Genomic DNA, 12,321 nt, shown 5'->3' on the forward strand with positions numbered 1-12,321 from the left:
GGGGGCGACGCGCACGCCGGTGAAGCCCGCGCGGCGCAGCCGGTCGGTGAAGGCGGGGGCGGTGTCGAAACGGAGGACGCTGGCCCGCAGATGCCGGTAGAGCGCCCGGTCCCCGCCGAGCGTGCCCGCCGGGATGATCACTCCCCGGCACAGGGTGTTCCACAGCGCCCGGTGCACGGGCGAGCCGCTGAGGCTGTACTCGTGGACGGCGAGCCGTCCGCCCGGTCGCAGCAGGGTCCGCACGGCGGTGAGGAGCTGGTCGGGTCCGGTGACGTTGCGGAAGAGGTAGGCGGCGAACACCGCGTCGAAGGGGCCTTCGTCGCCGGCCGCGAACTCCTCGGCGGTCATGTGCAGGAAGCGCACCTGCGGGGGCCAGGGTTTGTCCAGGGCGCGGTGCAGCATGCCGGAGGAGGCGTCCACGGCGGTGATGTGCGCGCGGGGCGCGGCCCGCAGCAGGGCTCGGGTGGAGGCGCCGGTGCCGCAGCCGAGGTCGGCCACACGCAGTCCGGCGCCGTCGTCCGGCAGCCGCAGCCGCCGTGCCGAGCGCAGCAGCTCGGAGCGGTAGCCGGGGTTGAGTGCGGTGAGGCGGTCGTAGGTCCGCGAGGCGTGGTCGAAGGCGCGGGCCAGGTCGTGGTCGCGCAGCAGGGTCATCATCGGCTCTCTTCGTCTCGGGGGGTGACGCTCGGCGCGGGCCGGGAGCGGCGGGGCAGGAAGGGGAGTTCGAGCGCGGTCCGCAGCATCGGACCGACGGGGGTGTGCAGTCCGATGCCGAGATCCTCCCGTGGCGTGGTGGCGCCGTCGAGGAAACGCAGCAGGCGCTCGGCGGGTGTGCGGCCGAAGAGCCGGGTGAAGAAGTCGGGCCCGTCGATCCGTCCGGTGTCCAGGGCGCGCAGCAGTACCGCGTCCATGGCCAGCGCCCGGCGGCCGTGCGGGGGCGGCACCCGGTCGCGGCCCTCGGCCAGCGCGGCGGCGATGGCACGGCTCTGCCGCTGCACGGCGGCGAAGGTGTAGCCGGTCGAGGGGCGGGTGGCACCGCCCGCGGTGCCGATGCGGAACACGGCTCTTCCGGCGCGGCGGGGGAAGCGGGCGTCGGTCATGGGGATGACGCCCTGCTCGGCGGCCTCCACGGTGTACAGGCCGAGGCGCAGGACGCTGCGGCAGTAGTGCTCCAGGGCCGCCTCGTACTCGGGCCGGCTCAGCGGTGTGCGGGAGAACTCGGTGTACTCGACGAGGGCGTGGTCGGCGGCGAGCGGGAGGACGTAGCCGAAGGCGAGGCCGTGGCGGGGCTGCGGCACCCGGAAGTCCATCAGGTCGGCGACCGCCGGGTCGAAGCGGTCCGCCGCGGTGCGCACGAACCAGCCGCGGAAGTGCTGCAGCAGCAGGGTCCTGGCCGGCGGGAGGACGCGCGGCGGGCGGGAGTCGAAGACCCTCGCGGCGCGCAGGATCCGGGTTCCGCCGCCGGGTGCCGTGCAGCGGACCTCCGCGCCGCCGGGTACCTCGCGCACGGTCTCGGCGGTGGCCCGGAGCAGCGTGGTGCGGGGGTTGCGGCCGAGGGCGGAGTGCACCAGCCGCTCGAACGGCGCGGAGCGCAGCATGCGGTACTGCAGCGGGGCCGGGTCGACGGTGATGCCGGTGCCGTCGCGGCCGTGGATCCGTAGGCGGGACCAGGTGGCTTCGAGGGCCCCGGCGAAGTCGTCGGGTCCCGCCGCCCAGTAGCACCAGGTGCGTTCGGGTGGCCGGAGCGGTCCGTCGGGCGGCTCGACGACGGTGACGGTGAGGTCGCCGCGGCGGGCCAGTCGGTGGGCGAGGCTCAGCCCGGCCGCACCGCCGCCCACGACGATCACGTCCAGCGGGCGTGTGCCGTCGTGGTCCTGTCCGCCTCGCACCTGTGCCCCCGGCGTGGATCGGTCCTGGTCGTTCGTCGTGTCGGCTCTTGTGCCCCCGTCCGGCCCCCGGATGCGGCCGCCGGCGGTTCCGGTCCGCCGGCTCCGTCTCTCCCCTCTCCGGTTCATGGCTGCTCCGGCACCTCCTCGAGCAGTTCGGGCCCGTTGTTGCGCACGTTGTTGACGGCCGGGGAGACGGGGCGGGCGTGCAGGTGGCCGCCGGCGGGTGTGGTCAGCAGCTCGCGCAGCCGGTCGGGGTCCTGGTGGGCGGGGTCGAGCCAGGCGTCGTAGTGGTCGGGGGTGAGGGCGAGCGGCATGCGCGGATGGATGCGGCGGGGTCGTCGTCGCGTTCCACGTCCGGGTTGCGCCAGTACTCGTACAGACCGGCGAGCGCCATCACCTCGTCGTCCTCGGCGTGGATGAAGTAGGGCTGTTTGCGCTTCCCGCCGGTGGCCGGGTCGTCGATGCGGCGCCACTCGTAGAAGCCGTCGGCCGGCAGCAGGCAGCGGCGCTTGACGAAGGCCCGGCGGAAGGCGGGCTTCTCGTGCACGGTCTCCACCCGGGCGTTGATCAGGCGGGCGCCGATCTTCAGGTCGTCGGCCCAGGACGGGACCAGTCCCCAGCGCAGGGCGCGCAGCTGCCTGCGCACCTCGCCGTCGTCGTCGTGCCGGGGGCGGCGTTCGAGCACACCGTAGACCTGGTCGGTCGGGGCGACGTTCCAGCTCGGCTCGAGTCTCTCCTCGGCGCGCCAGTCGGTGACCTGGAACAGCTGGACGAGGTCCTCGGGGCTGCGGGTGGCTACGTATCGGCCGCACATACGGTCACTGTGCCACCGGCGCGGCCCGTCGCCGCGGCACGGCGGCCGTGTCAGGCGATCGGTTCACCGTTGCTCCGGCGGGTCGCCCTCGGACACCCGCGCCGGTGCCCGGACCGTCCTCCGCAACCGAAGTGACGCCCGCTCACCTCCTCTGGTTGCTCAGTTGTGCGCGAAACGGCTTCCTATCGAGCACATATTGACATGACATCACCAAGCCCGCAGAGTCTTCCACCGACAGTGATGCAGGCCGCCCATCGAGGAGTGTTGCCGTCATGTCCGAGATCGCCGCTGTCTCCCGCCGGCTTCTGCTGGGCGGCGCCGTCGCCACCGGCGCGCTCGCGGCCGGTGTCTCCGCCGCTCCGGCCGCCGCGGCCGCGACCGGCGCGGCACCGGGCCGCAGACCGGGCCAGAAGTCGATGATCGGCGTGCCGTTCGACGTCCACCGGACCGTCCGGGTCGCCATGATCGGTCTGGGCAACCGGGGCTCGGGCATGGTGACGGGCTGGGCGGCCGTGCCGGGCTGCACGGTCACCGCCGTCTGCGACATCCGCGCCGACCGGGCGACGCGCGCCGCCGACCGGCTGGAGAGCAAGGGAGAGCCGCGCCCCGCCGAGTACGGCGGATCGGCCGACTCGTACTCGCGCATGCTGCAGCGGGACGACATCGACCTGGTGTACGTGGCCACGCCGTGGGAGTTCCACTACGAGCACGGCCGGGCGGCTCTGCTGAGCGGCCGGCACGCGGTGGTGGAACTGCCCATCGCCACCGAGCTGCGCCAGCTGTGGGACCTGGTGGACACCTCGGAGCGCACCCGCAGGCATCTGCTGCTGGCGGAGAACTGCAGCTACGGGCGCAACGAGCTGGCCATGCTGCGGATGGCGCACGCCGGTCTCTTCGGCGAGATCACCAACGGGCACGGGGGCTATCTGCACGACCTGCGCGAACTGCTGTTCTCCGACACGTACTACACCGACTCCTGGCGGCGGCTGTGGCACACCCGCAGTACCGCGTCCCTCTACCCCATGCACGGGCTGGCCCCCATCGCGGCGGCGATGGACGTCAACCGGGGCGACCGCATGGTCACCCTGCGAGCCACCGCGACCGAGCCGCGCGGCCTCGCCGACTACCGCGAACGCTTCGTTCCGAAGGGGCATCCGTCCTGGAGGGAGACGTACATCAACGGCGATCTGATCACCTGCCTGATCGAGACGGCGCAGGGCCGGATCATCCGAGCGGAGCACGATGTGAGTTCGCCGCGCCCCTACAGCCGGATCAACTCGCTCGCCGGGAGCCGGGGGATCGTCGAGGACTACGCCGGCCCGGCGCCGACGGGTGCCCGGATCTACCTCGAGCCGGATCACAGCGGGCACACCTGGCGGGACTTCGAGAGCTACCGCAAGGAGTTCGACCACTGGCTGTGGCAGAAGGTGGGGGACGACGCGGCGAACAACGGCGGCCACGGCGGCATGGACTACATCCTGCAGTGGCGCACCGTGCAGCTGATGCGTGCGGGACTCGTACCGGACATCGATGTGTACGACTCGGCGGCCTGGTGCTCGGCGGTGCCGCTGAGCGCCGCCTCACTGGCCGGGGGCGGCAGGCCGGTCGCGATCCCGGACTTCACCCGCGGCGCCTGGCGCGAGCGCCGGCCGGGGCTCGACTCGGAGCCCGCAGAGATGCCGCCCGTCGGCTGAGGACGTCCAGCGCTCCCCCCGGGCCCGCCGAGGCCCTCCCGGTGCGCTTGTCGGTAGCGTGCCGGGCATGGCGACGGACGACACGGACCACTTCGCGGGCGACCCGCGCACACAACTCGAGCGCATGCTGGCGGGCGATCTCTACATCGCCGACGATCCTGAGATCGCCCGCAGACAGCAGCGGGCCGTCCGGCTGGCCGCCCGCTACCAGGCCGCCTACGCCGAGGACGCGGAGGCGGCGCGCCCGATCCTCGCGGAGCTGCTCGGCCGGCTGGGTGATCAGGCGCATGTGCGGCCCCCGCTGCATGTCGACTACGGCAGCAACATCACCATCGGGGCGCGCACCTTCGTCAACTACAACCTGACCGCGCTCGACGTCGCGGCCATCACCATCGGCGAGGACTGCCAGATCGGGCCGGGCGTGCAGTTGCTCACCCCGACGCATCCGCTGGAGCCCCGGCCCCGGCGGGACAAGCTGGAGGCCGCCCGGCCCATCACCATCGGCGACAACGTCTGGCTGGGCGGCGGGGCCATCGTCCTGCCCGGTGTGACCATCGGCGAGGACTCCGTCATCGGAGCCGGTGCGGTGGTGACCAAGGACGTTCCCTCGGGCGTGGTCGCGGTCGGCAACCCCGCACGCCCGGTCCGCACCCTTTGAGGGAGGGAGCGTTTCGCCGCTTCACCGGCGGGGCCGTGAACGGCAGGAGGCCCGCACCCCGGTCGCGGGTGCGGGCCTCCTGAGTGCTCCGTGCGGGAGCGCGACGTGTGTCAGGCGGGAACGATGTTCTCCGCCTGGGGGCCCTTCTGGCCCTGGGTGACGTCGAAGCTCACCTTCTGGCCCTCGTGCAGCTCACGGAAGCCCTGGGTGGCGATGTTCGAGTAGTGGGCGAAGACGTCGGCGCCGCCGCCGTCCTGCGCGATGAAGCCGAAGCCCTTTTCCGCGTTGAACCACTTCACAGTACCGGTGGCCATAATTCATACTCCTAGACAGTTTCAGGCCCACACCGTGCGGGCCCTCACATCGCTGTCGATGATTACCTGCCCGGGATGAAACCGCTGACGCAAAGGGCAACCACAACTGCAACGGGGTCGAGCCTAGCACGAATTTCCGTGCCGCCGTTTTCCGCGGCGGCGGCGGCACATTTCTGGTCCGGCGAGTACAGATTTCTCACTCGCGCGTTCCGTCGCGGCTGTCCGCCGCGTCCCGCGGCCGCCCCTGCGCCCGGCGGGCAGCCTCCAGCTGGTCCTCGAGGTCGACGATGCGGCCGGCGGCCTCGATCGGCGTGCCCTGGTCGACGAGTTCGCGGACCCGTGCCGCGATGCGCAGCTGGTGACGCGAATAGCGGCGGTGACCGCCTCCCGACCTGCTGGGAGTGATCAGACCCGTCTCGCCGAGGGCGCGCAGGAAGGCGGGCGTGGCACCGATCAGTTCGGCGGCCCTGCCCATCGTGTACGCCGGGTAGTGGTCGTCGTCGAGCCGGTCGCCGGCCGGCGGCCGGGCGTCGGTGTCCGGCCTGTGCTCCGAGGGCATGCGCGCCTTTCCGCGGGCCACGGGGTCTGTGGCCCGCCGCGGGAGGGCGGTTCCCTCCCGCACGACAACTCTAGTCGCGGCTGCAGCTTTTCTGCCGGGGCGGGCGGGACCGGGGCGCGACCGCCCGCTCCGGCCCGGCGACCTGCCCGGTGATCGGTCCGTACGCGCCTGCGCGCCCGGCGGACCTCCGAACCCCCGGCGAGGACCGGACCGGAAATATCCGGCCGCCTGGCGGCGGAATTTCCGGCCGGACTCCGGAATATTCCCGCGCGGCGTCCTCGATCTGCGCCGGTCGGCAGTGACATTGCCGACCGTGCCACATCGATTACCGCGTGATAGTGTCGGGATCAGTTGCAGTAGTGGTTGCCGGAAACGTTTTCCGACGGGTGATCATCACGGCGACCGGGGTTCCGTACTCAGAGGAGTCCCGACACCGTTCCGAAGGAGAAAAAATGGCAACCGGTACCGTCAAGTGGTTCAACGCGGAAAAGGGCTTCGGTTTCATCGAGCAGGACGGCGGCGGCGCCGACGTCTTCGCCCACTACTCGGCCATCGCCGCGCAGGGCTTCCGTGAGCTTCACGAGGGCCAGAAGGTGAGCTTCGACATCGCGCAGGGCCAGAAGGGTCCCGCGGCCGAGAACATCGTTCCCGCCTGATCCACCCGCACACGCACATCGCAGCCGGGCCGCACCTTCGGGTGCGGACCCCGGCTCGATCCCTTTTCGGGCGCCCCGAGGGCGCCCTTCACCCCGGTTCGTTCTCGCGAGTCTCCGCGCGGCCTCACGCGCGACTTCCTTGATACGTGCCGCATCGAGGAAGTCTGAAGGTCTCGCATGAGCCGAGCACGCACATCCCGCACATCCGCCCCCTCCGGGGGCTTCGCAGGCCGCCGCACCGCGGCCGGCAGCAGCGCATCCGGCCGCACCGGCCGGTCCGGCGCGCCACGCCGCGCAGGCGGCGTCGGACGTCAGCGCACCGCACCGCAGGCGGAGTTCGCCCAGCCGGTCACCAAGACACCGGCCCTGCCCGCCGTCGAGTCGTTCGCGGCACTCGACCTGCCCGCCCCGTTGCTCGACGCCCTGGGCCACGAGGGCGTGACCGTCCCGTTCCCGATCCAGGCCGCGACCCTGCCCAACTCGCTGGCCGGTCGTGACGTCCTCGGACGGGGCCGCACCGGCTCGGGCAAGACGCTCGCCTTCGGCCTGGCGCTGCTGGCCCGCACCGCGGGCCGTCGCGCCGAGGCCCGGCAGCCCCTGGCACTGGTCCTGGTACCCACCCGTGAGCTGGCCCAGCAGGTCACCGAATCCCTCACGCCCTACGCCCGCGCCACGCGCCTGCGGATGACGACCGTGGTCGGCGGCATGTCGATCGGCAGGCAGGCCGACGCGCTGCGCGCCGGGGCCGAGGTCGTGGTGGCCACGCCGGGACGGCTGAAGGATCTGATCGACCGGGGCGACTGCCGGCTGGACGAGGTCGCCGTCACCGTGCTCGACGAGGCCGACCAGATGACCGACATGGGCTTCATGCCGCAGGTCACCGCGCTTCTCGACCAGGTTCGGCCCGGCGGGCAGCGCATGCTGTTCTCGGCGACCCTCGACCGCAACGTCGACCGGCTGGTCCGCCGCTACCTGCACGACCCCGTGGTGCACTCGGTGGACCCGTCCGCGGGCGCGGTCACCACGATGGAGCACCACGTGCTGCACGTGCAGGACACCGACAAGCGGCGCACCACCACCGAGATCGCGGCGCGGGACGGCCGGGTCATCATGTTCCTGGACACCAAGCGGGCGGCCGACCGGCTGACCAAGCACCTGCTGAGCAGCGGAGTGCGCGCCGCGGCCCTGCACGGCGGCAAGTCCCAGCCCCAGCGCACCCGCACGCTCACCCAGTTCAAGAGCGGACAGGTCACCGTGCTGGTGGCCACCGATGTGGCGGCCCGCGGCATCCACATCGACAACCTGGACCTGGTGGTCAACGTCGATCCGCCCACCGACCCCAAGGACTATCTGCACCGGGGCGGCCGCACCGCTCGTGCCGGCGAGTCCGGCAGCGTGGTCACTCTGGTGACACCGGATCAGCAGCGCGACATGAGCCGTCTGATGGCCATGGCGGGTGTCACCGCGCGGACCACCTCGGTGCGTTCGGGCGAGGCGGAGCTCAGCCGCATCACCGGTGCCCGGCAGCCGTCCGGGGTGCCCGTGGTGATCACTGTGCCGGCCGCGCCGGCCGCGTCTTCGCAGGCATCGCAGCAGTCCTCGCGTGGGCGTCGCCGCCGGACCGCTCAGGGCGGGCCCGCGGGTGCGGCGGCCCGGCGTGCGGCCCGCTCGCGCGCCGGTTCCCGCTCCGGGGACGCGTAACCGCCCGCGAGGCGCCCGGCACACGGCCCACGGCACACTCACAGAGCCTCGCAGCGGGTGCGGAAACACGAAAGGCAAGGAGTCCCTCCTTGCCACTCTCAACGTATAGCGCAGTGGGGGGCTTGCGGCAAGGCCCCCACTGTGCCGCAGAATCTCCGGCCTGAGCCGGGAAGCTGCGGAAACGGGGAGTTCATCACGTGTATGCCGATTCATCCGTCCAGGGGTCGTATCAGGGCGTCGCCCCGCCTGCCACGGGCGTCTTCGCCCTGCCCGAGCGGCCGGCGGCCAAGGCCGATCCGGCGCTGATCGCCGACGACGAGCGGCACTTCGCGGCACTGGCCGCCTGTCTTCAGCAGACGATCGCCGAGCTCTCGGCCCGGCTCGACGCCGAGCGCAGGGCGCCGGGCGGGCTCGGGCGGCACGCCATGGACCGGGACGCGGAGATCCACCGGCTCTCCGCACGCCTGCGCACCCTGCGCCGGTTCGGGCTCGACCTGTGTCTCGGTCGCATGGTCGCCGAGGACGGCACGGAGCCCGTCTACGTGGGCAGGCTCGGCCTGACGGACAGCACGGGGCGGCGGCTGCTGGTCGACTGGCGCTCCCCCGCGGCCGAACCCTTCTTCGGCGCGACGCACGCCAACCCGATGGGACTGACCAGCCGCCGCAGGTACCGCTGGACCGACGGCCGGATCAGCGACTACTGGGACGAGGTGTTCACCCCGGACGGGCTGGAGCGGCATGCCGCGCTCGACGACCAGTCGGCGTTCATCGCCGGCCTCGGCGGCAGCCGCTCGGCACGGATGCGGGACGTGCTGGCCACCCTCCAGGCCGACCAGGACGCCGTCATCCGCGCGGGATCGCGCGGCGCCCTCGTGGTGGACGGGGGCCCCGGCACCGGCAAGACGGTCGTCGCCCTGCACCGTTCCGCCTATCTGCTGCACTCCGACCCGCGGCTCAGGCAGCGCAGCGGCGGTGTCCTGTTCGTCGGACCGCACCGGCCCTATCTGGCGTATGTCGCCGATGTGCTGCCGAGCCTGGGCGAGGAGGGAGTGCAGACCTGCACCCTGCGGGATCTGGTCGCGGAGGGCGCCTCGGCGGTGGCGGAGACCGATCCGGAAGCGGCGCGGCTGAAGGCGTCCGCGGACATGGTGCGGGCGATCGAGAAGGCGGTCCGCTTCTACGAGGAGCCGCCCGCCGAGGGCATGACCGTGGTCACCCCGTGGTCCGAGGTGCGGCTGACCGCAGCCGACTGGGCCGCGGCCTTCGATGCGGCGGAGCCGGGGACACCGCACAACGAGGCGCGCGAACAGGTCTGGGAGGAGCTGCTCACCATCCTGGTGAGCAGGCACGACGACACGGTTCCCGAGGAGCAGCTGCGCGTCTCGCTGCGGCGGAACAGGGAGCTGGTCGCGGCGCTCGGCCGGGCGTGGCCGCTGCTGGAGGCGGCCGATGTCGTCGCGGACCTGTGGTCCGTGCCCGCGTATCTGCGGATGTGCGCGCCCTGGCTGAGCCGTGCGGAGGTGCGCCTGCTGCAGCGCGCGGAGCCGCGGGCGTGGACGGTGTCCGACCTGCCGCTGCTGGACGCGGCACGGCAGCGGCTCGGCGACCCGGAGACGGCCCGGCGCAAGCGCCGGCAGGAGGCCGTGCTGGCCGCCCAGCGCGAGCGGATGAACCAGGTCGTCGACAACCTGATCGCGGCCGCGGCCGACTCCGGTGCGGACGGCGACGACGGGGAGGGCCTGGTGACGATGCTGCGCGGGCAGGACGCGCAGGTCAGCCTGGTCGACGAGTCCGAGCTGGCGGTGCCGGCGCCGGATCTGCTGGCCGGCCCGTTCGCGCACATCGTGGTGGACGAGGCACAGGAGCTCACCGACGCCGAGTGGCAGATGCTGCTGCAGCGGTGCCCGTCCCGCAGCTTCACCGTGGTCGGGGACCGCGCGCAGGCGCGGCACGGGTTCCCGGAGTCCTGGCGGGAGCGGCTGGAGCGGGTCGGCTTCGACCGGATCGAGTCGGCGTCGCTGACGATCAATTACCGGACGCCCGAGGAGATCATGACCGAGGCCGAACCGGTGATCCGGGCCGTGCTGCCGGACGCCAATGTGCCGACGTCGGTGCGCAGCACCGGCGTCCCCGTCCAGTACGGATCCGTCGCCGAGCGGGACTCGGTCCTGGACGCCTGGCTCGCCGAGCACGCCGAGGGCACCGCGTGTGTCATCGGTGATCCCGCGTTCCGGCCGTCCTCACCGCGGGTGCGTTCGCTGACCCCCGGGCTCGCGAAGGGCCTCGAGTTCGACCTGGTCGTCCTGGTCGGTCCGGAGAGCTTCGGCGAGGGCATCGAGGGGGCGGTGGACCACTATGTCGCGATGACGCGCGCCACCCAGCGGCTCGTGGTCCTGACCGGCCGCTGACGGTGCGCGGCCGGGTGCCCGCTCGCGGCTCTCGAGGTGCCGGGGCGCGGGCGAGCGCTCAGCCCTGCGACGGATCGAGCACCACGAAGTCGGCGTTCGCCCGGTCCAGGCACACCGCCAGCCGGCCCACGCCCTCGGCGTCCTCCGGGCCCATCTGCACGGTGCCGCCGTTCTCGGTGGCGGTGGCGACGGCCGCGTCGCAGTCGTCGACGGCGAAGACCGGATGCCAGTACGGGCGGCCCTGGTTGAGCGCCAGGTCCTCCTCGCCGAGCTGCATCATGCCGCCGTGCATGCGTTCCTCGGGCTGCCCCGCGGGAGTGATCATGTGATAGGTACCGCCGTCGCCGGGCATGCCCATCTCGGTGTACCGCCAGCCGAAGACCTGGGTGTAGAACTCCTTGGACGCGGCGACGTCGGTGGTCATCAGCTCGGTCCAGCACAGCGAGCCCGGCTCGTCCACCAGTTCCGCGCCCTTGCTGGTGCCCGACTGCCAGACCGCGAACTGGCCGCCCAGCGGGTCGGTGTACTGGGCCATGCGGCCCCATTCGTCGAGGTCCGTGGGGGCGACCCGGACGCTGCCGCCGGCCCGCTCCACGGCCTGGGTGGTGGCGTCGGCGTCGGGAACGCTGTAGTAGATCATCCAGGCCGGGCGGGCTCCCTTCTCGGTGAGCTTGCCGAGCCCCGCGACGATCTTGCCGTTCTTGCGGAACATCCCCCCTTCCATGTCCTGTCCGTTCCCGCCATCGCCGTTCTCGCCCTCCATGGCCTCGTAGTCCCAGCCGAACACCGAGCTGTAGAAGGCGGCGGCGGCCGGGACGTCGGGGGCGCCGAGGTCGAGGAAACAGGGGGCACCGGGGGCGTAGTCGGTGGTGATCACGATGGTCCCTTTCGCTGAGTGCTCCTCGACTCAGCGTGACACCGGCCACTGACAACCGCCCGTCGCCCGGCGCCGTCCGGGCCTACTCGGCGGCCACGACGCGCTCGACGGCGGCGGTCACCAGCCGTTCCCGCTCGGCCTCGCCGAAGACGTCCGGCAGGGTGAGCTGCTCCACGATGAGCCAGTTGAGAGCCAGGTAGAGCAGCTTCACGGCGGTGGCGTCGCCGGGCAGTCCCGACTCCTCGTGGTAGGAGACGTTGGCGTCGACGTCCGCGCGGACCCGCTCGGTGAGCAGCTTGCGCAGGCCGGGCCGGCGGGTGGACTCCAGGCGCAGTTCCAGCAGGGCCAGGTAGCCGGTGCGGAAGGAGGCGATGCGGCCGACGAGTTCGCGCATCAGCCGGGCGTAGGTCTCGCGGTCCCGTCCGGCGGCCCGCTGGCGGGCGATGGTGGCCTCGTCGGGCTGGAGCCGCTCGTAGACCCGGGCGCCGGCCTGCATCAGCAGGTCGTCGCGGTTGGCGAAGTAGTTGGACGCCGTCCCGGTGGGGACGCCGGCCTCGCCGTCGACCGCGCGGAACGTCAGGCCGCGGGCGCCCTCCCTGGCCAGTACCTCGATCGCGGCGTCGACGAGGGCGGCGCGCCGCTGGTCGTTCCGCCTCACCATGGCCCCTCCCGGAGGTGCGCGCGTTCTGCGCCGGACTCGGAGTACTTCAGGCACAGTACTACGCCTGGAGTCCTCTGGTCCCCGGGAGGCGGG

10 protein-coding genes and 2 pseudogenes are annotated in these 12,321 nt (G+C 72.5%); 5 read left to right on the plus strand and 7 right to left on the minus strand.

Annotation, left to right across the window (positions count from 1 at the left end; all coding sequences use genetic code 11):
- Positions 1 to 15 precede the first annotated feature (15 nt).
- The 3 genes and pseudogenes from HCJ93_RS29545 to HCJ93_RS17625 all read right to left on the minus strand — a co-directional run.
- A pseudogene (locus HCJ93_RS29545) lies at positions 16 to 654 on the minus strand (class I SAM-dependent methyltransferase); the annotation flags it as partial.
- A complete protein-coding gene (locus HCJ93_RS17620; protein WP_309141431.1) occupies positions 651 to 1,886 on the minus strand; it encodes an FAD-dependent oxidoreductase in 1,236 nt (411 codons plus the stop codon). The pseudogene HCJ93_RS29545 and the gene HCJ93_RS17620, both read right to left, overlap by 4 nt.
- 122 nt (positions 1,887 to 2,008) lie before the next feature.
- Positions 2,009 to 2,700: pseudogene (locus tag HCJ93_RS17625) on the minus strand (SOS response-associated peptidase).
- Between the two features lie 272 nt (positions 2,701 to 2,972).
- Between HCJ93_RS17625 and HCJ93_RS17630 the strand changes: the two are divergent.
- Positions 2,973 to 4,394 carry a Gfo/Idh/MocA family protein gene (locus HCJ93_RS17630; protein WP_167996680.1) on the plus strand — a complete coding sequence of 474 codons (1,422 nt, stop codon included), beginning with the start codon at positions 2,973 to 2,975 and terminating at the stop codon, positions 4,392 to 4,394.
- A 67-nt stretch (positions 4,395 to 4,461) separates the two neighbouring features.
- On the plus strand, positions 4,462 to 5,052 hold the full coding sequence (locus HCJ93_RS17635) for a sugar O-acetyltransferase (RefSeq protein ID WP_167996681.1): 591 nt from the start codon (positions 4,462 to 4,464) through the stop codon (positions 5,050 to 5,052).
- Between the two features lie 110 nt (positions 5,053 to 5,162).
- Here the strand turns inward: HCJ93_RS17635 and HCJ93_RS17640 are convergent, their stop codons facing one another.
- Together HCJ93_RS17640 and HCJ93_RS17645 are read right to left on the minus strand one after the other, a co-directional pair.
- On the minus strand, positions 5,163 to 5,366 hold the full coding sequence (locus HCJ93_RS17640) for a cold-shock protein (protein WP_167996682.1): 204 nt from the start codon (positions 5,364 to 5,366) through the stop codon (positions 5,163 to 5,165).
- 196 nt (positions 5,367 to 5,562) lie between these two features.
- Positions 5,563 to 5,925, minus strand: a complete 363-nt coding sequence (locus HCJ93_RS17645) for a MerR family transcriptional regulator (protein ID WP_167996683.1) — start codon at positions 5,923 to 5,925, stop codon at positions 5,563 to 5,565.
- A 452-nt stretch (positions 5,926 to 6,377) separates the two neighbouring features.
- On the opposite strand from HCJ93_RS17645, the gene HCJ93_RS17650 reads away from it, so the two are divergent.
- The 3 genes from HCJ93_RS17650 (at position 6,378) to helR (ending at position 10,690) form a co-directional block, all read left to right on the plus strand.
- Entirely contained in the window at positions 6,378 to 6,581 is a 204-nt protein-coding gene (locus tag HCJ93_RS17650; RefSeq protein ID WP_167996684.1) for a cold-shock protein, read from the plus strand.
- A gap of 177 nt (positions 6,582 to 6,758) precedes the next feature.
- Positions 6,759 to 8,282, plus strand: a complete 1,524-nt coding sequence (locus HCJ93_RS17655; protein ID WP_167996685.1) for a DEAD/DEAH box helicase — start codon at positions 6,759 to 6,761, stop codon at positions 8,280 to 8,282.
- 266 nt (positions 8,283 to 8,548) lie between these two features.
- On the plus strand, positions 8,549 to 10,690 hold the full coding sequence (gene helR, locus HCJ93_RS17660) for an RNA polymerase recycling motor ATPase HelR (RefSeq protein ID WP_240967676.1): 2,142 nt from the start codon (positions 8,549 to 8,551) through the stop codon (positions 10,688 to 10,690).
- A gap of 58 nt (positions 10,691 to 10,748) precedes the next feature.
- Here helR and HCJ93_RS17665 read toward each other — a convergent pair whose 3' ends face one another.
- Both HCJ93_RS17665 and HCJ93_RS17670 read right to left on the minus strand, forming a co-directional pair.
- Positions 10,749 to 11,567, minus strand: a complete 819-nt coding sequence (locus HCJ93_RS17665; RefSeq protein ID WP_167996687.1) for a VOC family protein — start codon at positions 11,565 to 11,567, stop codon at positions 10,749 to 10,751.
- A gap of 82 nt (positions 11,568 to 11,649) precedes the next feature.
- A complete protein-coding gene (locus HCJ93_RS17670; protein ID WP_167996688.1) occupies positions 11,650 to 12,228 on the minus strand; it encodes a TetR/AcrR family transcriptional regulator in 579 nt (192 codons plus the stop codon).
- Positions 12,229 to 12,321: the final 93 nt, after the last annotated feature.

The sequence above is a fragment of the Streptomyces composti genome (assembly GCF_012034205.1).
Lineage (GTDB): Bacteria > Actinomycetota > Actinomycetes > Streptomycetales > Streptomycetaceae > Streptomyces > Streptomyces composti.